The organism is uncultured Roseobacter sp., from assembly GCF_947488185.1.
GTDB lineage: Bacteria > Pseudomonadota > Alphaproteobacteria > Rhodobacterales > Rhodobacteraceae > Roseobacter.
In genome coordinates this window covers 386862-408271 of sequence record NZ_CANKYM010000001.1, presented here as the reverse complement: position 1 = coordinate 408271, position 21410 = coordinate 386862, and the positions used below count along the sequence as shown (strand labels likewise).

At 61.4% G+C, this 21410-nt stretch carries 20 protein-coding genes; 11 read left to right on the top strand and 9 right to left on the bottom strand.

What is annotated here, in order from left to right; genetic code table 11:
- Nucleotides 1-180 precede the first annotated feature (180 nt).
- A complete protein-coding gene (locus Q1A52_RS02250) occupies nucleotides 181-723 on the top strand; it encodes a hypothetical protein (RefSeq protein ID WP_300010260.1) in 543 nt (180 codons plus the stop codon).
- On the opposite strand, the gene trpS is transcribed toward Q1A52_RS02250, so the two are convergent.
- Entirely contained in the window at nucleotides 720-1736 is a 1017-nt protein-coding gene (trpS, locus tag Q1A52_RS02245; protein WP_300010257.1) for a tryptophan--tRNA ligase, read from the bottom strand. The two genes, Q1A52_RS02250 and trpS, sit on opposite strands and share 4 nt — an antisense overlap.
- Nucleotides 1737-1813: 77 nt before the next feature.
- Between trpS and Q1A52_RS02240 the strand changes: the two genes are divergently transcribed.
- Entirely contained in the window at nucleotides 1814-2500 is a 687-nt protein-coding gene (locus tag Q1A52_RS02240; protein WP_300010254.1) for a rhomboid family intramembrane serine protease, read from the top strand.
- On the opposite strand, the gene murJ is transcribed toward Q1A52_RS02240, so the two are convergent.
- The 3 genes from murJ to Q1A52_RS02225 are packed head-to-tail and all read right to left on the bottom strand — an operon-like array spanning nucleotide 2501 to nucleotide 8019.
- Entirely contained in the window at nucleotides 2501-4054 is a 1554-nt protein-coding gene (murJ, locus tag Q1A52_RS02235; protein ID WP_300010251.1) for a murein biosynthesis integral membrane protein MurJ, read from the bottom strand.
- Complete coding sequence (locus Q1A52_RS02230; protein WP_300010248.1) at nucleotides 4051-6828, bottom strand: [protein-PII] uridylyltransferase; 2778 nt, start codon at nucleotides 6826-6828, stop codon at nucleotides 4051-4053. Before Q1A52_RS02230 ends, murJ begins: the two co-directional genes overlap by 4 nt.
- 9 nt (nucleotides 6829-6837) lie before the next feature.
- Entirely contained in the window at nucleotides 6838-8019 is a 1182-nt protein-coding gene (locus tag Q1A52_RS02225; RefSeq protein ID WP_300010244.1) for a penicillin-binding protein activator, read from the bottom strand.
- Between the two features lie 85 nt (nucleotides 8020-8104).
- Between Q1A52_RS02225 and rsmI the strand changes: the two genes are divergently transcribed.
- The 3 genes from rsmI (at nucleotide 8105) to gshB (ending at nucleotide 10355) form a co-directional block, all read left to right on the top strand.
- Nucleotides 8105-8962, top strand: coding sequence for a 16S rRNA (cytidine(1402)-2'-O)-methyltransferase (gene rsmI / locus Q1A52_RS02220; protein WP_300010241.1), 858 nt, complete (start codon nucleotides 8105-8107; stop codon nucleotides 8960-8962).
- A 4-nt stretch (nucleotides 8963-8966) separates the two neighbouring features.
- Complete coding sequence (locus tag Q1A52_RS02215) at nucleotides 8967-9347, top strand: YraN family protein (protein ID WP_300010238.1); 381 nt, start codon at nucleotides 8967-8969, stop codon at nucleotides 9345-9347.
- A gap of 72 nt (nucleotides 9348-9419) precedes the next feature.
- On the top strand, nucleotides 9420-10355 hold the full coding sequence (gene gshB, locus Q1A52_RS02210) for a glutathione synthase (protein WP_299780735.1): 936 nt from the start codon (nucleotides 9420-9422) through the stop codon (nucleotides 10353-10355).
- Here gshB and Q1A52_RS02205 read toward each other — a convergent pair.
- The 4 genes from Q1A52_RS02205 to cobU form a co-directional block, all read right to left on the bottom strand.
- Nucleotides 10352-11866, bottom strand: a complete 1515-nt coding sequence (locus Q1A52_RS02205; RefSeq protein WP_300010235.1) for a YifB family Mg chelatase-like AAA ATPase — start codon at nucleotides 11864-11866, stop codon at nucleotides 10352-10354. The two genes, gshB and Q1A52_RS02205, sit on opposite strands and share 4 nt — an antisense overlap.
- Before the next feature lie 77 nt (nucleotides 11867-11943).
- Nucleotides 11944-12624, bottom strand: coding sequence for a glutathione S-transferase (locus Q1A52_RS02200; RefSeq protein WP_300010231.1), 681 nt, complete (start codon nucleotides 12622-12624; stop codon nucleotides 11944-11946).
- A 60-nt stretch (nucleotides 12625-12684) separates the two neighbouring features.
- Nucleotides 12685-13266: a histidine phosphatase family protein gene (locus Q1A52_RS02195; RefSeq protein ID WP_300010228.1), complete on the bottom strand. Its 582-nt coding sequence runs from the start codon at nucleotides 13264-13266 to the stop codon at nucleotides 12685-12687.
- Nucleotides 13263-13862, bottom strand: coding sequence for a bifunctional adenosylcobinamide kinase/adenosylcobinamide-phosphate guanylyltransferase (gene cobU, locus Q1A52_RS02190; protein WP_367277980.1), 600 nt, complete (start codon nucleotides 13860-13862; stop codon nucleotides 13263-13265). Before cobU ends, Q1A52_RS02195 begins: the two co-directional genes overlap by 4 nt.
- Before the next feature lie 19 nt (nucleotides 13863-13881).
- Here cobU and Q1A52_RS02185 point away from each other — a divergent pair, with 19 nt between their 5' ends.
- From Q1A52_RS02185 to Q1A52_RS02160, 6 genes are all read left to right on the top strand, one after another.
- Nucleotides 13882-14760 carry an RNA polymerase factor sigma-32 gene (locus tag Q1A52_RS02185; protein ID WP_195819608.1) on the top strand — a complete coding sequence of 293 codons (879 nt, stop codon included), beginning with the start codon at nucleotides 13882-13884 and terminating at the stop codon, nucleotides 14758-14760.
- Nucleotides 14761-14831: 71 nt separating this feature from the next.
- Nucleotides 14832-15572 carry a ChaN family lipoprotein gene (locus Q1A52_RS02180; protein WP_300010225.1) on the top strand — a complete coding sequence of 247 codons (741 nt, stop codon included), beginning with the start codon at nucleotides 14832-14834 and terminating at the stop codon, nucleotides 15570-15572.
- Between the two features lie 71 nt (nucleotides 15573-15643).
- The gene (coaBC, locus tag Q1A52_RS02175) at nucleotides 15644-16837 is read left to right on the top strand and encodes a bifunctional phosphopantothenoylcysteine decarboxylase/phosphopantothenate--cysteine ligase CoaBC (RefSeq protein ID WP_300010222.1); all 1194 of its coding nucleotides are present in this window, start codon (nucleotides 15644-15646) and stop codon (nucleotides 16835-16837) included.
- Nucleotides 16838-16859: 22 nt separating this feature from the next.
- Nucleotides 16860-17312 carry a dUTP diphosphatase gene (gene dut / locus Q1A52_RS02170; RefSeq protein WP_300012123.1) on the top strand — a complete coding sequence of 151 codons (453 nt, stop codon included), beginning with the start codon at nucleotides 16860-16862 and terminating at the stop codon, nucleotides 17310-17312.
- A complete protein-coding gene (locus Q1A52_RS02165; RefSeq protein WP_300010219.1) occupies nucleotides 17312-18367 on the top strand; it encodes a molybdopterin-synthase adenylyltransferase MoeB in 1056 nt (351 codons plus the stop codon). The genes dut and Q1A52_RS02165 overlap by 1 nt, the downstream gene beginning before the upstream one ends.
- Nucleotides 18368-18451: 84 nt before the next feature.
- On the top strand, nucleotides 18452-20467 hold the full coding sequence (locus Q1A52_RS02160) for a M3 family metallopeptidase (RefSeq protein ID WP_300010216.1): 2016 nt from the start codon (nucleotides 18452-18454) through the stop codon (nucleotides 20465-20467).
- A 1-nt stretch (nucleotide 20468) separates the two neighbouring features.
- Here the strand turns inward: Q1A52_RS02160 and Q1A52_RS02155 are convergent, their stop codons facing one another.
- Nucleotides 20469-21401, bottom strand: coding sequence for a glyoxylate/hydroxypyruvate reductase A (locus Q1A52_RS02155; RefSeq protein WP_300010212.1), 933 nt, complete (start codon nucleotides 21399-21401; stop codon nucleotides 20469-20471).
- Between the last annotated feature and the right edge of the window lie 9 nt (nucleotides 21402-21410).

Sequence of the window (21410 nt, the reverse complement as noted above, 5' to 3'; positions counted from 1 at the left end):
TTGTTTAGGTTCTGTCCTTGTCTACGAACCGCTGATTTCATACGCCAGCTGCGCATTTGCGCATCACCTGTGCGGAGCATTAGCAGATGCATCGGCAAGAATTCGCTAGTTGCGGGAGCCTGAATGAGACTCATTCTGCCACCTATGGTAGCATCTTATGGTTCGGGTGAGGATAACCGTATGAAACGCATCGAAGATTTCCTGATGTCAGGCCGTAATTATCTGCAGTCCGTTGGGCTCAAGCGGATGGCGTTGTTTTGCTTTTGTCTTACGTTGCTTCTCGTTGTCGCAATCCTCTGGACGGGTTTCTTCTTTGTGATCGGAGCAGGCTTGGTAGGTGCCGCGCTTGCGCACCGGGCAAACCAGCGCTGCCAGAAAGAGAACCCGGCGCTGACGATTGCCAAAGTGTTTGGTGTGCGGCGTTTTCTGTTCGATATTTGGGTAAGCGGAGGTGCTTTTGCCGCTGCCGTTCTTATGTTCTTGCAAGGCATATACACGACAGAAGATCAGGTGGTTTTCAGCCTTATCTGCAAAAGTCTCGCAAACGGCTTGTTTGTTTTCAGCGCATCATACTTCGTACTGAGCAGCTTGCGTATCGAGGACGCCAAAATCAAACTGAGCACCTGCTCTGCGGAACAGGCCATGCTCTGGCGCAAAGAAGCGTCAACTGTAAGCGCGACAAAGGGCAGGTCTTTGCTGCACGGTCTGTGGTCCGAAGCTTAACGCACCATGCCGACAATCTCGTAAGTCTTCTCAAGAATAGGCGCCGTGATGTCCCGCGCCTGTCTCGCGCCACGTTTCAGGATTTGGTCAATCTCTGACGGGTCGGCCATCAGCCGTGCCATCTCGCTTGAGATCGGGGAGAGCTTTGAGACGGCCAGCTCTGCCAGCAGCGGCTTGAAGGCCCCGAATTGCTGGCCTCCGACATCCCGCAGCACCTCAGCCACCGATTGATCATTCAACGCGGCGTAGATGTTCACCAGATTGCGCGCCTCGGGCCGGTCGGCAAGCCCTTCAGCTTCCGAGGGCAGCGCATCTGGATCGGTCTTGGCCTTGCGGATCTTCTTTGCAATCGTGTCGGCGTCATCGGTCATATTGATCCGCGATGCATCTGACGGATCGGATTTGGACATCTTTTTGGACCCATCACGCAACGACATGACACGCGTGGCCGCCCCTTCGATCACCGGTTCGGTCAGCGGAAAGAAGTCAACGCCGTAGTCGTGGTTGAACTTGGCGGCGATGTCGCGGGTCAGTTCCAGGTGCTGTTTCTGGTCCTCGCCGACGGGCACATGGGTCGCATGATAAATGAGAATGTCGGCCGCCATCAGCGCCGGGTAGCCGAAAAGGCCCAGCGAGGCGGCCTCGGCATTTTTGCCGGCCTTATCCTTGAACTGGGTCATGCGTTTCATCCAGCCCATGCGCGCCACGCAGTTGAAAATCCAGGCCAGCTGCGCGTGCTCCGGCACCTGGCTCTGGTTAATCAGGATGGATTTCTCCGGGCTGATACCGCTTGCGATGAACCCCGCCGCAAGCTCGCGCGTGTTGCGGCGCAGGTCCGCCGGGTCCTGCCAGACGGTGATGGCGTGCAGATCAACCATGCAATAGATCGTCTCGAACGCCTCGTCCTGCATGCTGACAAACCGTTTGATCGCACCCAGGTAATTGCCCAGCGTCAGCCCGCCCGATGGCTGAATGCCGGAAAAAACACGCGGCGTAAAAGTCGGGGTGGTCATTTCGGGCTCCGTTCTCACTGGAAAAGCAGTTTGAGGTGCCTTACCCATGGGTCAGAGCAGCGTCAAGGAATGAGCCCATGCACGACCACAAAGAAGCCTCCCCGGTCAATCCCTTGCCGCCCGTGGTGGTGATCCTGTTTCTGGCGATTGCCCTGCCGGAGGTTGCGTTCAGCCTCGGCGCGCGCGGTCTGATCGGGGGGCCCGAGGCCGTGGGATGGCGGTTGGCATCGGTGGAAGCTTACGCGTTTTCAGGCGATATCTTCGACTGGATGGTCACCAATGGCCGCTGGTTGCCCGAGCACCTGCAACGGTTCTTGACCTATTCCTTCGTGCACTCCGGCTTCACCTCGGCGCTCTTCGCGGCAGTGCTGCTGCTGGCGCTTGGCAAGCTTGTGGGCGAGACGATGGGGCAACTGGCCGTGCTGGTTCTGTTCTTCGGCGGCGCGATCTTCGGCGCGCTGGTCTACGCTCTGCTGCTCAACGATCCCAATTGGCTGATTGGCGGCTTTCCGGCGGTCTATGGCCTCATCGGCGGCTATTCCTTCGTGATGTGGCAGAGCCTCGCGGCGAGGGGAGAGGAACAACTGCGCGCCTTTAGCCTGATCGCGATGCTGATGGGGCTGCAGTTGATCTGGGGCGTCTTCTTTGATGTGGGAAATGGCTGGGTTGCCGATCTTGCCGCCTTCTTCTTTGGCTTTGGGGCGTCTGCGGCTCTGGTGCCCGGCGGGATCACGCGGGTTCTGGCAGCGTTGCGCCGCGACTGATCAAGTGCCGCTGCGGGACCGACCCAGTGCCTGACGGATTTCGCCAATTCTGATCGCACCGATCAGATGTGCGGTGCCGAAATAGCTGATCATGCCAATCCCGATCAGCACCATCAACGCCAGTGCCCGCCACCAAGGGATGCCGAGGAACGGGCTCAGGGTCACGTTGCTGAACCACAGAGCCGCCCCCATGACCGCCGAGGCGACAACCATGCGCCAGATGCGACTGCGGAACCGTGCATCGAATTGCGCCACATCGCCGTAGCTTTTTGCGCCGACGCGCAAAAGGGCCACCATCACCCAGGCGGCAACGGTTGTCGCAATGGCGGGCGCAATCCAGCCCACAACGGGGGCCAGCCCAATGGCCAGCGCCGCATTCACGACCATCGACACAACCGCGTAGTGAAAGGGCCGTCGGGTGTCCTCGCGCGCGAAAAACAGGGGCTGCAGGATTTTCTGCAGAACAAAGGCGGGCAGCCCCAGCCCATAGATCGCAACGGCCACGGCGATGGCGGCGGTATCGTCCACGGTGGCAGCCCCGCGCTCAAAGAGGACAGAGACCAGCGGGAAGGGAATGATCATCAGCGCCACAGCTGCCGGGATCGTGAGGGCCAGCGAGATTTCCGCCGCCCGGCTGAGCGCGGATTTTGCCCCGGTATCATCGCGGGCCTGAAGGCGGCGCGACAGATCCGGTAGCAGCACGACCCCCACGGCAATACCCACCACACCCAGCGGGAGCTGGTAGAGCCTGTCCGCCGCGAAAAGCCACCCGACGGCCTTGTCGAAATAGCTGGCGACTTGTTGGCCGACCAGCAGGTTGACCTGCACCACGCCCCCCGCCAGCGCTGCCGGGATCGCAACCCGGATCAACCGGCGCATGGCCGGGGTCAGGCGCGGCCGTCGCGGTTTCAGGGCAAAGCCTGCCTTGCGCACAGCAATCCATAACAGCGCGAATTGCGCCACACCCGCGACCGGAATGGCCCAGATAAGCGCCCGCGCCACATCACCGCCCAGCCAGGCCGCAGCGGCCATCGCGCCGACCAGGAATATGTTGAGCAGGACAGGGGCTGCTGCCGCCGCCGCAAAGCGACCGGAGGCGTTCAACATCCCCGATAGAAGGGCGGCGAGCGAGATGAAAAGGACGTAGGGGAAGGCGATGCGCCCGAATTCAACCGACAATCCGAACTGTTCCTGACCCGCAAACCCGGAGGCCAGCGCGTAGATCAGCCACGGCATCGCTGCCATCGCCACCAGCGTCAGACCGATCAGAACCGTCGCCAGACCCGCAAATGCGTCCGAGGCAAACCCGTCCGGATCGTCCCCGCCTTCCAGCCGTTTGGAAAACATCGGCACGAAAGCCATGTTGAACGCGCCTTCGGCAAAGAAGCGGCGGAACATATTGGGCAGGCGAAAAGCAACGACATAGGCCTGGTAGAGTGGCCCCGTGCCCAGCAAGGCAAGGATCATCGCATCCCGGACAAAGCCGAGGATGCGGCTCATCAATGTCCAGCCGCCGACGGTGAAGAGGCCCGAGATCAGGCGGATAGGCTTCACTCGCGCGCCCTTTCAACGCCATCATCAATGGCCTGGCGCAGCTTCTTCTCAAGCGCGCGCTGTTTGCTGGTCGCGTAGTACTTCAGCCCGAACATATCCTTGACGTAGAAGGTATCGACCACCTGTTCGCCGTAGGTCGCGATGACGGCATTGGCGATGTAGACATTGGCGGTGGCCAGCGTGCGCGCCAGATCATAGAGCAGCCCAGGTCGGTCGCGCGTGTCCACCTCAATGATCGTGTAGATTTCCGACCCTTCGTTGTCGAAGGTGATATGCGTGGGCACCTTGAAGGCACGTTCGCGCTTCTTGACCTTGTCGCGGGATTTCAGCGCATCGCGCGCGACAACCTCGCCACGCAGGGTCTTTTCGATCATCTGGCGCAGGCGGGGCAGGCGGGCAGCGTCATAGGGGTTCCCCTCCGCGTCCTGGATCCAATAGGCGTCGGTCACCATCCCGTCCTTGGTGGTGTAGCTGCGCGCATCGACGACATTCGCCCCCACCAGCGCCAAGGCCCCGGCAAGGCGGGCAAAAATGCCGGGGTGATCTGCCATGACGAAACAGGCGCGAGTGGCGTCGCGATCCTCATCTGGGTGCAGGTCGATCAGAATCTCGCCGTCTTTTATGTCGCGCAACATCTTGGCAAAGACCACGTGGGCGGTGACATGCAGTGCCTGCCAGTAGGGATCGTAGTGGCGGGCGGTCTCTGCCTGCAGTTCCTTGCGGGGCCAGTCGCTGAGCGCCTCGCGCAGGGCGCGTTTCGCCTCCACACCTCGGTTTTCGCGATTGAGATCCTCCAGGCCGGTTTCTAATGCGCGCTGGGTTTGCCGGTAAAGGGCGCGGATCAGCACGGCTTTCCAGTTGTTCCAGGTGTTCGGCCCCACGCCACGGATGTCGCAGACCGTCAGCACGCAAAGCAGATCAAGCCGTTTCACGGTCTGCACCGCCTTGGCAAAGTCGCGCACGGTGCGCGGATCGGCGATGTCGCGTTTCTGCGCCATATCCGACATCAGCAGATGATAGCGCACCAGCCATTCCACTGTTTCCGTGTCGGCCTTGTTCAGGCCAAGGCGCGGGGCGATCTTGCGCGCCATTTGGGCGCCGAGGATCGAATGGTCCTCGGACCGCCCCTTGCCGATGTCATGGATCAGCAGCGCGGTATAGAGCACCTTGCGATCCACGCCGCGTTTTAGGATCGAGGAGGCGACCGGCAGGTCTTCTTCCAGCTCGCCCCGCTCGATCTGCGCCAGGTTCTTGATGCATTGGATGATGTGCTCATCCACGGTGTAGCTGTGATACATGTTGAATTGCATCATCGCCACGATCGGTTCGAACTCGGGCACAAAGGCCCCGAGCACCCCCAACTCGTTCATCCTTCTGAGCGCGCGTTCCGGGTTGCCGTGTTTCAACAGCAGATCAAAGAAAATCCGCTGTGCTTCGGGGGCGGTCCGCACCTCATCGTCGATGAGATGCAGGTTGGATTTGATGAGACGCATGGCATCGGGGTGGATCAGCATGCCGGTGCGCAGTGCTTCCTCGAAGAGCCGCAGCAGGTTCAGCTTGTCGGAGAGAAAGACCGTGTCATCTTTGATCGCGATGCGGTTGTTGACCACCATATAGTTGGCCTTGACCCTTGGACGCCGCCGGAAAATCCGCTCCAGAATGGGCTCTGCCTTGACATGGTCGGCTTCCAGTTTGGTCAGGAAGATGCGGGTCAGATCGCCCACTTCCGTGGCATGCAGGAAGTAGTGCTGCATGAACACCTCGACCGCGCGGCGGCCCTTGGTGTCCTCATATCCCATCGCATCGGCCACCTGCACCTGCATGTCAAAGGTCAGTTGTTCCGAGGCACGTTTCGACAACAGATGCAGATGCCCCCGCACCGCCCAGAGGAAATCCTCCGCAGCCGCAAAACCGCGCAATTCGTCTTCGGTGAAGACACCGAGGGTCACCAGATCGGCGACGTCCCTCACGTTATGCACGTATTTTGCGATCCAATAGAGCGATTGCAGGTCGCGCAACCCGCCCTTGCCCTCTTTCACATTGGGCTCCACCACGTACCGCTGGCCCTGCTTGATATGACGGTTTTCGCGTTCGGCCAGCTTGGCCTCGATGAATTCACGTTCGGACCCGGCAAAGAGATCCTTGCGCAGCCGTTGCGCCAGCGTGTCGGCCAGCGCCTGATCGCCCGCCAAATAGCGTTGTTCTAGCATCGCGGTGCGGATGGTGAAATCGTCGGTTCCCAGTCGCAGGCACTCTTTGACCGTCCGGCTGGCATGGCCGACCTTCAGTTTCAGGTCCCACAGGATGTAGAGCATGGATTCAATCACGCTCTCCGCCCAGGCCGTGATCTTGTAGGGTGTCAGGAATAGCAGATCGACGTCTGAAAAAGGCGCCATTTCACCGCGTCCATACCCCCCCACCGCAATCACCGCGAGGTGTTCGCTGGCCGTCGGATTGGGTTTGGGGTGCAGGACCTCGCGCGCCACGTAGAGCGCGGATGTCACCAGTTGGTCGGTGAGATAGGTATAGGCCCGCGTCATCGGACGGGCGTCAAAGGGGTGTTCGGCAAAGGCCGCTGCGATGCGCGCGCGCGCCTCTTTCTGACGGCCACGCAACAGGTTCACGGCGGCGGTACGGATATCGCCAGGGGTTTTTTGCTCGGCAAGCGCCGACGTCAACTCCTCATTGAAAGAGGCCTTGTCAAAGATCAGGTCTGGAGCACAGATCAATCCCTCCACCAAAGGGGCATCGACCTGCTGGACTGGAAGGGACATGAGCCTGCCTTAGAAACCTGCGCCGCCGAAGGATTGAGGGGCGGGGCTGAGAATGGTCACCTGGGCATCGGTAATCGTGGCCACCGCAAGGCCGCGTTCATTGGTGCCATCCGCGCGCAGCCGGAAGATACCGCTGGCGCCCCGGAAGCCGGCGCCCTGTGTCAGGGCTGCCCCCGTGAGCGCATCAGCGTTGCCCTGGCTCACCAGCGCACCAATGGCGGCAATCCCGTCAAAGGCCAATCCGCCGATGGGATGGGGAACACCACCATAGGCCCCTTGATACTGCGCGCTGAAGGTTGCTGAGGCTGCAGGATCCGGGACCGCAAACCAGCCACCCTGCACCCCGGGCAGACTGAGCGTCTGGGCAGGAATATCCCAGCGGGTCAGTCCCATGAACTGCGACGTCTCCGACGTCACACCGGCCTCGGGCAAGAGTTGGGAGAGCAGCGGCAGCGCGCTGGCCGTGTCAGTGGTCATGAAGATGGCATCCGCCGCGTTCCCTTCCACGGCGGATTTAATCTGCGGAATGGCCGCGATCACGTCCTGTTGTGACAGAGCGTAGCCGACCGTGCCGACAACAGACGCGCCCTGTGCCGTCACTGCCCGTGAAATGACATCCCGGCCCTGAGTGCCAGCAGAATCCTGCCCATGCACGACGACGAACCGCTGCTTGCCCTGGGACCGCGCATAGCCAACCACGCGGTTGGCGGTGTTCTGAAAGGTTGGCCCAAGCACGAAAACATTGCCGCCTGCAATGGCAGCGTTGTTCGAAAACGAGAGTACGGCGACATTGTCACCAGCAACCGCGTTCCCCACGGCATTGGCGGAGGCTGCATAGACCGGCCCCAAGATGATTTTTGCGCCGTCATCAACCGCCTGCTGTGCCCGCGCAGCGGCTGTTCCTGCGTCTCCTGCCGTCTGATACACTCGCAAATCGATCGTTGCACCGTTCAGGTCCCGCATGGCGAGACGCGCTGCGTTTTCAAGGCTTTGTGACAGCAATTCGTCCGTTGTAAGGCCTGAGCCGCCAGGTACTAGCAGGGCAACCGGCACCGCGTCGCCGGTATTGATGCTGGGCCCGCCACCAAAGCCGCCGCCCGGAATGGTGTCACAGGCCGCGAGCGCCAAGGCGACAAAGGGCAGGGCAATCAGCTGCACGACCTTGCGGGCGGATGGGAAAACGGCAAACATATGCGGATACTCCAGCAATCAAAGTTTTCGGCGCGAAAGAGCGCGGTTGCGGCAATCATAGACGTCAGGAAAGGCGGGTCCAGCGTTGAATTACCAAAAGGTGCCTTTGCGCGCGGGTCTGTATTTCGTGGGCGTGCCGATTGGAACGGCGCGCGATATCACCTTGCGGGCGCTGGATGTTCTGGCATCGGCGGATGTTTTGGCGGCGGAAGATACCCGCAGTCTGCGGCGTCTGATGGATATTCACGGCATCCCGCTGGCGAGCAGGCCGCTGGTGGCGCTGCACGATCACAGCAAGGATGGCGTGACGCAGCGCTTGCTGAGCGCCGTGGCGGAGGGCCAATCTGTTGCCTATGCGTCCGAGGCGGGGATGCCGCTCATCGCGGACCCAGGCTTCGAATTGAGCCGGGCCGCAGGAGAGGCGGGGGTGATGCAGACCTGCGCGCCCGGTCCGTCGGCTATCCTCACGGCGCTGGTTCTGGCCGGTTTGCCGACAGATGCCTTTCACTTCTCCGGTTTCCTGCCCAACGCCAAGGCGGCGCGGCGGGGCGCCTTGGATGCACTGCGTGAGGTGCCCGGCACATTGGTTTTTTACGAATCCGCCAAGCGACTGGCCGCTATGCTGGCCGATGCGCGCAAGGCTTTGGGGCCTGAACGGCAGGCCGCAGTGTGCCGGGAACTGACCAAGAAGTTCGAAGAGGTGCGGCGCGGAACCCTCGCGGAGCTGGCCGACGTATATGCGGGCGCGAGCGTCAAAGGCGAGATTGTCGTGCTGATCGACCGGAACCGTTCAGAAACTGTTAGCCAAGATGGCCTAGAAGAAGACCTGAGTCGGGCTTTGCAGTCCCTGTCCATGCGTGACGCGGTGGATATGGTGGCCAAGGCCCATGACGTTCCGCGCCGACAAATCTACCAGATGGCGCTGGCACTTTCGAAAGGGTGACGACATGTCCTTGCTTGCGCAGCCTGTGTCCCGGGGGCAGATGGCACATCACGCGGGTAGTGCTGCGGAAATCACCGTGGCCCGTCATTATGAAACGCTGGGGTTTCGGGTGGCCGAAAAGCGATGGCGCGGTGAAGGTGGCGAAATTGATCTGATCATGGAAACCCCTGACCAAGTGGTCTTTGTGGAAGTAAAGCAGAGCCGCAGTTTCGAGGCGGCGGCTCTTAGGATCAGTCAGCGGCAGAGGATGCGCATCTTTGCCGCTGCCGCTGAATATCTGGGGACGCTGCCCAATGGCTCACTCACGGAAGCGCGTTTTGACGTTGCACTTGTGAACGGCCTCGGCGAGGTGCAAATCCTTGAAAACGCCTTTGGCGAGAGTTGATCTTCTGCCCGCATGGGCATTGAACCTTTCCTGCGGCTACGCCATTTAAGGGCGAGCAATGCAGGAGCCGCCATGAAGATCGCCTTTCAGATGGACCCGATCGGGGACGTGGATATCAACGCCGACAGCTCCTTTCGGCTTGCCGAAGAAGCGCAGGCGCGCGGCCATGAGTTGTTTTTCTATTCACCTGACCATCTCGCCTATCAGGAAGGGCGCATCACGGCGCGCGGCCATGATCTGCGGGTGCAGCGGGTGCAGGGAGAGCACGCGCAACTGGGGCATGCCCGTGAAGTGGATCTGGCGGGGTTCGATGTGATCTGGCTGCGACAGGACCCGCCCTTTGACATGCACTACATCACCTCCACCCATTTGCTGGACCGGCTGACGCCGGAGGTTCTGGTGGTGAATGACCCGTTCTGGGTGCGCAACTATCCTGAAAAACTGTTGGTGCTCGACTTTCCCGATCTGACGCCGCCAACAAGCATCGCGCGCGATCTGACGACGATCAAGGCCTTCAAGGAAAAGCACGGCGATATCATCCTTAAGCCGCTTTACGGGAATGGGGGGGCGGGTGTTTTCCGCCTGGATGCGAACGACCGTAACCTGTCATCGCTCTATGAGCTGTTCACCGGGTTCTCGCGCGAGCCGCTGATCGTGCAGAAATTCCTGCCGGCGGTGTCGAAGGGCGACAAGCGGGTGATCCTCGTGGACGGTGAGCCGGTCGGTGCCATCAACCGGGTGCCTGCAGCGGGGGAGACCCGCTCCAACATGCATGTGGGCGGGCGGCCTGAAAAGATCGGGCTGACGGCGCGCGATCAGGAGATCTGCGCGGCCATCGGGCCGTTGCTGAAAGAAAAGGGTCAGATATTTGTCGGGATTGACGTCATCGGGGATTATCTGACCGAGATTAACGTCACCTCGCCCACCGGCATTCAGGAGTTGGAGCGATTTGATGGTGTCAACATTGCCGCAAAGATTTGGGATGCCATCGAGGCGCGTCGGGCCTAGGCGTCGGCAGGACTCACGAGCCGGAAGCTGATGGCTTCTGCGATATGCGGGCGTTGCACGGTGTCGGCTCCTTCCAGATCGGCGATGGTACGCGCGACGCGCATGACCCGGTGGTATCCGCGGGCCGACAGTCTGAACCGCTCCGCTGCACGCAGCAGCAGATCGCGGCCCTCCGCGTCGGGTGTCGCGATTTCTTCCAGAGCCTCGCCTGCGGCATCGGCATTTGAGCGCATGTCCGGCCTGTCGCCAAACCGGGCCTGTTGCACCGCCTGAGCCGCTGCGACCCGTGCGGCGACGGTGCTGGACTTTTCGCCATTGGCGGGCAGGTCCAGGTCCGTATAGGCGACAGGGGGCACATCGACACGCAGATCGAACCGGTCCATCAGCGGGCCGGAAATGCGCCCGAGATAATCCTCTCCGCACTGCGGGACACGGGCGCAGGCGCGTTCCGGGTCGGATAGATAGCCACACTTGCAGGGGTTTGCCGCTGCAACCAGCATGAAGCGACAGGGATACCTGACATGTGCATTAGCGCGCGAGATCATGACCTCACCGGTCTCAATCGGCTGGCGCAGTGTTTCAAGGACGTTTCGCTGGTATTCGGGAAACTCATCCATGAAGAGCACCCCGTTGTGGGCCAGCGACACTTCACCCGGCTTCGCCAGGCGTCCACCTCCGATGATCGATGCCATGGAGGAGGTGTGATGCGGATCGCGAAAGGGCCGGTCGCGGGTGATGCCGCCTTCGTCCAGCAGACCGGCAACAGAATGGATCATCGAAGTTTCCAGCGCTTCCAGCGCTGTCATCGGGGGCAGGATGCCGGGCAGGCGCTGTGCCAGCATGGATTTTCCGGATCCCGGTGTGCCGATGAAGATCAGGTGGTGGTGCCCGGCGGCGGCAATTTCCAACGCGCGTTTGGCGCGCTCCTGCCCTTTGACTTCCGACAGGTCTTTGGTCAGCGCAGAAGCTGCGACTTCCCCCGGTTGAGCTTGCGCAATCGGCACCTGTCCGGTGAAATGACGCACCACATCGCCGAGCGACTTTGCAGCAATCACCCTGGCGTCGCTGACCCACGCGGCCTCTTTTCCGCACTCTTCGGGACAAAGCAGGCCGAACCCTTCGGCGGCGGCCGTCATGGCGGCGGGCAATGCACCAGTAACGGGCACGATCTTGCCGTCCAGCGATAATTCCCCCAAGGCCACGACGGATTGCGTGATGTCACGCGGGATGATCTCAAGCGCTGCGAGCAGCGAGACAGCAATCGGCAGGTCGAAATGGCTGCCTTCTTTCGGCAAATCCGCCGGGCTTAGGTTGATGGTGACTTTCTTCGATGGAAAGGCGATCGCCATGCAGGAGAGAGCGGCACGCACGCGCTCTTTGGCTTCGGAAACAGCCTTGTCAGGCAGGCCGACGATGCTGAACCCCGGCAAACCGGGTGCGAGCGAACATTGCACTTCGACAAGGCATGCTTCCACCCCGCGAAACGCAACCGAATGTGCCACCGAGACCAAACCACCCCTCCATTCCGACGTGGTTAATCGGTACGTGAGGGGTGTTTACGAAAGGTTAATGTGTGCGGTGGCCCCGGTCACACGGGCCAGTCCGCCAAAGGCACACCCATCGGGTAGGGAAACGGATCGTATCTGGTCTTCAACCCGTCGGCGCGCCAGGTCTTGAAGGCAGGATCGTCGATCACTTTCATGCAATAGGCGCGGCTGGCCTGGGAGACCGGCAGGTCATAGCCGATGATCCGCGCGGCAACAGGGGCGTAGAATACATCCGCGAGGCAATAGTCGCCCATCAGCCATCCGTCTTTTGCCCCCGACAGCGCACGGGCAGCGGACCAGATATCTTCAAGGCGGTCCAGATCGGCCATCACGGCGTCCGAGGCTTCAAAGCCTTTGTTGACATGCTGCAGCTGCATTGGACAGGCGTCACGCAGGGCCGCAAAGCCCGACGCCATCTCCGCGCTGATCCAGCGCGCGCGGGCCCGCAGATGCGCCTCAGCTGGCCAGAATCCGGCCTCTGGGTGCCGTTCCGCCAGCGTTTCGGCCATCGCGAGTGTCTCGCCGATGATATCGCCATCCGGCGTCTGGAGCACCGGCACCAGCCGCGCCGGTGACAGCGGCGCAAGGTCCGACGCCATCGTGCCGCTGTAAAGCCCCACCAGATGGGTCCGGTAAGACAGGCCAAATTTTTCCATCATCAGCCAACCCCTGAGGGACCAGCTGGAGAAGGTGCGATCGCCGATATACAAGTCGTAGGTCATGGTGATGACGTTATCTGTTCGGCAGTGCCAGGATCAAACGAACTCTTGTGGCGTGCAGGATCACGGACAGTGATTGATCTGGCTTACCGTCGGCGTTCCGCCTGACCAGACGATGCGCGTGCAGGAAAGGTTGTCGATCTCATGGGACAGCGCCTTGTAGGGCGTGACCCCCAGACCGCGTTGCACCTGCGTGAGGATCACGCCGATATGAGCCACTGCGATGATCTCCGCATCGGGATGGGCGGCGTTGAGTGCGTCCACACGGGCGTTCACGCGGGCCGCCGCCATGTTCCAGCTCTCGCCTTCCGGCGGCTTCACGTCACCGGGTGTTTCCCAATAGGCGCGGCTGAGCGCCGGGTGCTCTTCCGCCACCTGGCTGAAATGCATCCCGTCCCACACGCCGAAGTTGAACTCCCGCAACTCGGGCTCGCTGGGCAGCCGACGGTGTGACGGTCGCTGAACTGCGTCCGCTGTTGCAGAGGCGCGGATCAGATCGGATGAAACCAAAAGCGCCTCCTGTGGCAAGTGGTTTTGCAACCGATTGATGCGCGTTTTGTCCGACAGATCGGCGGGCACATCGCGCCACCCTACAAACGCTTTTTCATGTGTCGGTCCGTGTCGCACCCAATGCCAGACCGTCATGGCAGTTGCCCTTTCAATACCGTGGGCAGGCCAGCCGTCACAAAGACCACCAGATCAGCTTGCGCAGCGAGCGCGATGTTCAACCTGCCCTGAGCCTCGCGAAACCGCCGGGCGAGCGCGTTTTCGGGGACAATTCCGTGCCCCACCTCGTTGGAGACAACCACGCAGGGCGCATCACAGGATTTGAGGTCCGACAGCAACCGCCTCTGTGCGGCATCGATGTCATTTTCATCCAGCATGTGGTTGCTCAACCACATCGTGACACAGTCGATAAGCACGCCCTGACCCGATTCCAGCTCCCTCAGAACGGGCCCTAGTTCTAATTGTGCCTCAAAATTCACCCACCGGTCACTTCTGCGCGATTTATGGACCTCGACGCGCATTTTTATTTCGTCATCAAAGACACGCGAGGTGGCAAGGTAAACAGGAGCTAAATGACTGCTTAACAAAAGGTTTTCGGCCCAAAGCGATTTCCCGGACGCGGCGCCACCTAGCACGAAGGTCAATTTTGGCAACATTTTATCAACCTTTGCGGTGAACCAATCGGGTGTATGGTGCGTATCTATATCAACTGTGCACGGCAAGGTGTGCTTCATCTGACTGGGAGATGTCGCTATGGCTTTGGATACTGCAAGAGATATGTCACTGTCTCGAACAGCGATGAAGGCGGAACTTTTGGACGCGGAGACGGAGTTGCGTCTCGCCTATGCCTGGCGCGATGAGCGATGTGAGAAATCTCTGCACCGGTTGATTACAGCCTACATGCGCCTCGCTATTTCCATGGCGTCCAAGTTCAAACGCTATGGCGCGCCCATGAACGACCTGATTCAGGAAGCAGGTCTGGGGCTGATGAAAGCGGCTGATAAGTTCGACCCCGACAGAGGCGTGCGCTTTTCGACCTATGCCGTGTGGTGGATCAAGGCATCTATCCAGGACTACGTGATGCGCAACTGGTCGATGGTGCGGACGGGGTCGACCTCTTCGCAAAAATCGTTGTTCTTCAACATGCGTCGCGTCCAGGCGAGGCTGGAGCGTGAGAGCGCTGCGGCGGGCGAGGTTCTGGACCGGCACCAGCTGCGCCAGATGATCTCGACTGAGATTGGCGTGCCGTTGCACGACGTCGAGATGATGGAGGGGCGTCTTTCGGGCTCGGATTATTCGCTGAACGCCACCCAGTCGACCGAGGACGAGGGGCGTGAATGGATTGACGCGCTGGAAGACGACAGCACGCAGGCTGCCGAAACGGTCGAGCATCAGCATGACACCGAACAGCTGCGCGAATGGCTCTTGCAAGCCATGGGAGATCTCAATGACCGGGAGCGGTTCATCGTGCGGGAACGCAAGCTGCGTGACCAGCCCCGTACGCTCGAAAGCCTCGGACAGGAGTTGAGCCTCAGCAAAGAGCGCGTCCGCCAGTTGGAGGCCGCAGCCTTTGGTAAAATGCGCAAGTCGCTTGAAAACCAGTCACGCGAAGTGCATCACTTCTTGATGTGATCTGGCGAAAACTCTCAAAAATCATATTCTCGGGGGCGGTCGGTTTGGCCGCTCCTTTCGCGTCTGCAGACGTGGTACCACCCCCGGCAGCAAAGGTTGCCGATGTCGTGTTCATCGGGGAACAGCATGACAACCCGGCCCATCATGCGCTGCAGGCCGCGTGGGTCGAAGCGCTTGCTCCCAAAGCGGTAGTTTTTGAAATGCTCAGACCCGCGCAGGCGGCTTTAGTGACGGATGACAATCGCACCTCCGAAGAAACCCTGAACCGTGCGTTGCAATGGGAGGAGAGCGGCTGGCCTGACTTTGCGATGTATTTTCCGATCTTTGATGCCGCGCCTGAGGCGGTGATTTACGGTGCGGCGGTCCCACGCGATCAGGTGCGTGGGCTGATGCAGCAGGAGGTGACGCAGGTTTTCGGCGCAGCGGACGCGGCACGGTTTGGACTTGATCGACCGCTTGAGGCGGATCAGCAGGCGCGTCGGGAAACCCTGCAGGCAGAGGCGCATTGCGATGCGTTGCCCAAGAACCTGCTGCCAATGATGGTGTCCGTACAGCGGCTGCGGGATGCGGCGCTGGCGCTGGCCGCACTCGAGGCTTATGAGCGCGCGGGCGGACCTGTCGTCGTCATCACCGGCAACGGGCATGCGCGCGCGGATTGGGGCGCGCCGGTCTACCTGCGTCATGCCGCACCCGATCTCGCGGTGTTTTCTCTGGCGCAGGGTGAGGAGGGTTCGGTCCCGCTAGGTCAATTCGACGCAACGGCGGATGGCCCGGGCGTGGATCGGGGCGACCCCTGCGATGCCTTTAACTGATCCGCGGGGGCTGGCGGTCGCGTCATACGCGGCATATGGTCGGAAAGAATTCCACCCGGAAAGGGCGCATCATGCTGGCCGGAAAACGCATTCTTCTGATCATTGGCGGCGGCATAGCGGCTTTCAAATCGCTGGACCTGATCCGCAGGCTGCGTGAGCGGGGCGCAACCGTTACGCCGGTGCTGACCAAGGCGGGGGAAGAATTTGTCACGCCGCTCTCTGTTTCCGCGCTGGCGGGGCAGAAGGTTTACCGCGATCTCTTCGATCTGACGGACGAGGCAGAGATGGGGCATATCCAGCTCAGCCGGGTTGCTGATCTGGTGGTCGTGGCCCCAGCAACCGCTGACCTCATGGCCAAGATGGCCGGTGGTCTGGCAAATGATCTGGCCAGCACAGTGCTTTTGGCCACCGACACGCCGGTGCTTGTGGCGCCTGCGATGAACGTACGCATGTGGCAGCATCCCGCGACCCAGCGCAACCTGACGACCCTGTTACAGGACGGTGTGTCCGTTGTCGGGCCCAATGACGGCGACATGGCCTGTGGTGAGTTTGGCCCCGGCCGTATGGCGGAGCCTCTGGAGATCGTGGCGGCGATAGAGGCGCGTGTCGCGAATGGCCCGCTGTCGGGCAAGAGGCTGATCGTGACATCAGGCCCGACGCATGAGCCGATTGACCCGGTGCGCTATATCGCCAACCGCTCCTCCGGCGCACAGGGGACGGCGATTGCCCGCGCGCTTGCGGCGCAAGGCGCGCAGGTGGTTTTCGTGACCGGACCGGCGGATGTGCCGCCACCGGGTGGCGTCGAGGTCATCCGCGTGCAGACGGCACGGGAAATGCAGGCCGCCGTGGAAGCCGCCCTGCCTGCGGATGCGGCAGTTTTTGCGGCCGCTGTGGCGGATTGGCGGGTGGATGGGGCCAGCACCCGCAAGCTGAAGAAGAGCAAGGACGGCTTGCCGCGCCTTGAGTTTGCAGAGAACCCGGACATTCTGCGGCAGGTGGCCCAGATGAAGAAAGGGCGCCCCGGATTGGTGATCGGCTTTGCCGCGGAAACAGATGACGTGGTGGAGAATGCGACAGCCAAACGAGCGCGCAAGGGCTGTGACTGGATCGTGGCCAATGACGTCTCCGAGGCCAGCGGCGTGATGGGGGGCGCGGAGAATACGGTTGTGATCATCGATGACAGTGGCACGGAGAGCTGGCCCACCTTGAGTAAATCTGACGTGGCGCGCCGTCTGGCAGAGCGCATTGCAGCGGCGTTGGGCTGAGTTCGTGACGGAAGCCGTTGATATGGTTCAGGTGAAAGTGACCTATGGCGAAGGCGCGGACACCACCGTGCCCCTGCCGTCATATGAAACGACAGGTGCCGCGGGCGCGGACATTCGGGCGAACCTGCCAGACGGGGAGATCGAAATCACACCCGGTGCCCGCGTTCTGATCCCAACGGGCCTGTCCATGGAAATCCCGCACGGTTTCGAGGTGCAGGTGCGCCCGCGATCCGGGCTTGCGCTGAAACACGGGCTGATGCTGGTCAACAGCCCAGGCACCATCGACAGCGACTACCGTGGCCCGGTGGGCATCATCGTTCTGAACGCGGGAGAACAGCCTTTTCTGGTCACGCACGGCATGCGCATCGCCCAGCTTGTGGTGGCCCCGGTTGTGCAGGCGCGTTTTGCCCGCACTGAGACGCTCAGCGAAACCGCGCGGGGCGCGGGCGGCTTTGGGTCGACAGGAGGGCACTGATGCTGCTGGTTCTTGCAATGGCGGCAGCGCTCTGGGGGATCGGCGGCGCGATGGGCGCACCGCGTACGACCCGGCTGACGATGATCGGGGCACTTTACGTTGGTGTCCTGATCATTCATCTGACCTTGCCAGACGGCAGTCCGTTGCGCATGGCGACGGGAGAAAGTGCTGCTCTCTGGCTCATCTTGGGTGGGTTTGCCGTTCTGGTTTTCGCGTATCGCCGTATCCTGCTGGCGCTGCGCCGCCGGGCAGAAGTTACGCAGGCACCCGATATGGAGGCGGCCCCGAAACCGGGATTTAGCGAGGCGGAACTGAACCGCTACGCCCGCCATATCGTGCTCCGTGAAATTGGCGGGCCTGGTCAGAAGCGGCTGAAAGAGGCGAAGGTGCTGGTGATCGGCGCGGGCGGGCTTGGTGCCCCGGCCCTGCAGTATCTGGCGGCTGCGGGTGTCGGCTCCATTGGCGTGATCGACGATGACGCGGTGGAGAACGCAAATCTTCAGCGGCAGGTCATTCACAAGGATGCGGCCATTGGGACGCCCAAGGTGTTTTCCGCGCAGGCGGAGATGACCGCACAGAACCCGTATGTGATCGTGCGCCCCTACCACCGCCGTCTGACCGAAGAGATCGCGGCCGATCTCTTTGCCGACTATGATCTGGTGCTGGACGGCACCGACAACTTCGACACCAGGTACCTGGCCAACCGGGTGGCAGTGGCGCAGAAAATGCCACTGATTTCCGGAGCGCTGAGCCAATGGGAAGGGCAGTTGAGCATCTTTGACCCCGCGCAGGACGCGCCCTGCTACCAGTGTATTTTCCCGCAAGCCCCTGCGCCGGAACTTGCGCCCTCTTGTGCCGAGGCGGGCGTGTTGAGCCCCTTGCCCGGCGTGATTGGGGCGATGATGGCTTCTGAGGCCATCAAACTGATCACCGGGGCGGGCACCGTCCTGCGGGGGCAGATGGTGATCTATGATGCGCTTTACGGGGAAAGCCGCACGATTTCGATTGCGCGCCGCCCGGAGTGTCCGATCTGTGGGAACGCTGCGGACAGATGATCCGGAGAATCCGCGCCGATTGCGACGGCGCGGCTTGTGCATCCCTGCCCGCAAACCTAGCTTGACGGACAAAGGAGAGCCGCGATGACAAACCCCCTGCTGCAGGATTGGACCACACCGTTTCAGATTGCGCCGTTCGACCGGATTTCAGACGATGATTTTGCCCCCGCTCTGACGACGGCTCTGGCGGAACATCGTGCCGAAATCGACGCGATTGCCGGCTCCGACGACGCGCCGGATTTCGCCAATACGATCGAGGCGCTGGAGGCGGCAGGGCATGCGCTGCATCAGGTCTTGGGCGTATTCTTCGCGGTGGCGGGTGCGGACAGCAACCCGGAACGCGAGGCGTTGCAGCGCGACTTCTCGCCCAAGCTCGCTGCGCATTTCGCGGAGATTTCGGGCAACAAGGCGCTCTTTGCGCGTGTGGCAGCGATCTGGGAGGCGCGGGCAGAGGCGGACCTGACGGCAGAGCAGGAGCGGGTCCTGATGTTGACGCACCGCAACTTCGTACGGGCAGGTGCGGCGCTGGAAGGCGATGAAGAAAACTGCATGAAAGAGATCAAAAGCCGCCTTGCCGTGCTCGGCACGGAATTTACACAAAACCTGCTTGCGGATGAGCGGGACTGGTTCATGCCACTGGCCGATGCTGATCTTGACGGCCTGCCGGATTTTGTCATCCGCGCCGCGCGGGCAGCAGGTAAGGAAAAGGAGGCGGGCGGGCCGGTTGTCACCCTGTCGCGCTCGCTCATCGTGCCGTTTCTGCAATTCTCGCCACGGCGCGATCTGCGTGAGATCGCCTTCAACGCCTGGACGGCACGCGGTGCCAATGGTGGCGAGACGGACAACCGGGCCATTGCCGCCGAAATCCTTGGCCTGCGCGAGGAACGTGCCCGTTTGCTCGGGTACGAAAGCTTTGCGTCCTACAAGCTCGAAACCGAAATGGCCAAAACGCCGGAGGCGGTGCGCGATCTGTTGATGGCAGTATGGACACCGGCCCGTGCGCAGGCGGAAGCAGATGCCGACGTGCTGACCCGCATGATGCAGGAAGACGGTGTGAATGGTCCGCTGGCGCCTTGGGACTGGCGCTATTATTCCGAGAAACGTCGGGTGGCCGAACACGATCTGGATGAGGCGGCGCTCAAGCCGTACTTCCAGTTGGAGCGCATGATCGAGGCGTCTTTTGCCTGTGCCACGCGGCTTTTTGGGCTCGCCTTCAAACCGCTCGATATCCCGCTCTATCATCCCGATTGCCGTGCTTGGGAGGTGACCCGCGACGGCCAGCATGTGGCGGTGTTCATCGGTGACTACTTCGCGCGCGGCTCAAAGCGATCCGGCGCGTGGTGTTCCGCAATGCGCGGGCAGGCCAAGTTTCCCAAGGTGCAGGCGCCGGTCGTGATTAACGTGTGCAACTTTGCCAAAGGCGATCCGGCGCTCTTGTCCTATGACGACGCGCGCACCCTGTTTCACGAGTTTGGCCATGCCTTGCACCAGATGCTGTCCGATGTGACTTATGAAAGCATCTCGGGGACGTCGGTGGCGCGGGACTTTGTCGAACTGCCCAGTCAGCTCTATGAACACTGGCTGGACGTGCCGCAGGTTCTGGGGGAATTCGCCACACACGCGGATACCGGCGCGCCCATGCCACAAGAGTTGTTGGACAAGGTGCTGGCGGCCGCCACCTATGACATGGGCTTCCAGACCGTCGAATATGTCGCCTCCGCCCTTGTCGATCTTGATTTCCACGAGGGGGCTGCGCCGTCTGACCCGATGGCGCGCCAACGTGACGTGCTCGAGGCGTTGGGCATGCCGGCGGCAATCACCATGCGTCACGCCACGCCGCATTTCGCCCATGTCTTTGCCGGGGATGGCTATTCGAGCGGATACTACAGCTACATGTGGTCGGAAGTGATGGATGCCGACGCCTTTCAGGCCTTTGAGGAAGCGGGGGGCGCATTTGATCCCGACCGGGCTGCGGCGCTGGAAGAGCACATTCTTTCAAAGGGCGGCAGCCAGGATGCGGCTGAGCTCTACACGGCATTCCGTGGGCGGCTGCCCGGCGTGGAGGCCTTGTTGAAAGGACGCGGCCTGGCGGCGGTGTAATTCAGTAGCCGCTGCTGCGATCGACCAGGTGCAGAAAGGGTTCGCCCGCTTCACCCCGGCGAATGTTCTCGGCGATCACTTCGGCAGCGGTGACGGGTCGCGTCTCTGCGGCCACATGTGGGGTCACGGTGACCTTTGGATGGGCCCAGAACGGATGCTCTTGTGGCAGTGGTTCGACACGGAACACGTCTAGTGTGGCGCCTGCCACGCGCCCTTGATCCAGAGCTTCCAATAGCGCGTCATCGTCAATCAATGGGCCCCGTCCGGGATTTATGACAAAGGCACCCTTGGGCAATTGCGCAAGGGCCTGCGCATCCAGCGTGTTATTCGTTGCCGGTGTGTCGGGCAGCAGCAGGATGAGAATCTCGGCCGTTTTCAGCGCAGTGCTCAGCCCATCTGTGCCGTGGTGCATGGAGACACCGGGCACGTCCCTCGCGCTGCGGCTCCAGCCGTTGACGTGAAAGCCCAGGCCGGTCAGCGTGGCCGCGACCGCGCTGCCTAACGCGCCCATGCCCAGAATGCACACTTGCCTTTCAGAGGCCAGCGGCGGGGTATGTGGCACCCACGCCTGATCCGGGTTCACGATGTGTCGGTCCATTCCGAGATGGTAGCGCATCACATGCCCGGCGACCCATTCGGTCATGGATTTGGTCATGCCCGGATCGACCATACGCGCGAGCGGGATCTTCAGGGTCGGGTTCTTTACCACACCCTCGACACCGGCCCAGAGGTTCAGAACGGCCTTGGCACGGGTGTAGGGTGTAAAATCCTGCAACGGTGAATTCGGCGTATAGACGATGTAGTCCACGTCAGCCGGGGCAAAATCGCAGGAGAGGTGAGCAGCTATCCCCTTCGCTTCAAACGCGGTGTTGAGAGGCGTCTGGTAGTTGGCCCAGCGATCCGCATGGGCGGCAAAGAGAACATTCACGGTCATATCAGGTCG

Coding starts and splice junctions, on each gene's coding strand:
- Q1A52_RS02250 (WP_300010260.1), top strand. CDS start 181: ATGAAACGCATCGAAGATTTCCTGATGTCAGGCCGTAATTATCTGCAG.
- trpS (WP_300010257.1), bottom strand. CDS start 1,736: ATGACCACCCCGACTTTTACGCCGCGTGTTTTTTCCGGCATTCAGCCA.
- Q1A52_RS02240 (WP_300010254.1), top strand. CDS start 1,814: ATGCACGACCACAAAGAAGCCTCCCCGGTCAATCCCTTGCCGCCCGTG.
- Q1A52_RS02230 (WP_300010248.1), bottom strand. CDS start 6,828: ATGTCCCTTCCAGTCCAGCAGGTCGATGCCCCTTTGGTGGAGGGATTG.
- Q1A52_RS02225 (WP_300010244.1), bottom strand. CDS start 8,019: ATGTTTGCCGTTTTCCCATCCGCCCGCAAGGTCGTGCAGCTGATTGCC.
- Q1A52_RS02215 (WP_300010238.1), top strand. CDS start 8,967: ATGTCCTTGCTTGCGCAGCCTGTGTCCCGGGGGCAGATGGCACATCAC.
- gshB (WP_299780735.1), top strand. CDS start 9,420: ATGAAGATCGCCTTTCAGATGGACCCGATCGGGGACGTGGATATCAAC.
- Q1A52_RS02200 (WP_300010231.1), bottom strand. CDS start 12,624: ATGACCTACGACTTGTATATCGGCGATCGCACCTTCTCCAGCTGGTCC.
- Q1A52_RS02195 (WP_300010228.1), bottom strand. CDS start 13,266: ATGACGGTCTGGCATTGGGTGCGACACGGACCGACACATGAAAAAGCG.
- cobU (WP_367277980.1), bottom strand. CDS start 13,862: ATGAAGCACACCTTGCCGTGCACAGTTGATATAGATACGCACCATACA.
- Q1A52_RS02185 (WP_195819608.1), top strand. CDS start 13,882: ATGGCTTTGGATACTGCAAGAGATATGTCACTGTCTCGAACAGCGATG.
- coaBC (WP_300010222.1), top strand. CDS start 15,644: ATGCTGGCCGGAAAACGCATTCTTCTGATCATTGGCGGCGGCATAGCG.
- dut (WP_300012123.1), top strand. CDS start 16,860: ATGGTTCAGGTGAAAGTGACCTATGGCGAAGGCGCGGACACCACCGTG.
- Q1A52_RS02165 (WP_300010219.1), top strand. CDS start 17,312: ATGCTGCTGGTTCTTGCAATGGCGGCAGCGCTCTGGGGGATCGGCGGC.
- Q1A52_RS02160 (WP_300010216.1), top strand. CDS start 18,452: ATGACAAACCCCCTGCTGCAGGATTGGACCACACCGTTTCAGATTGCG.
- Q1A52_RS02155 (WP_300010212.1), bottom strand. CDS start 21,401: ATGACCGTGAATGTTCTCTTTGCCGCCCATGCGGATCGCTGGGCCAAC.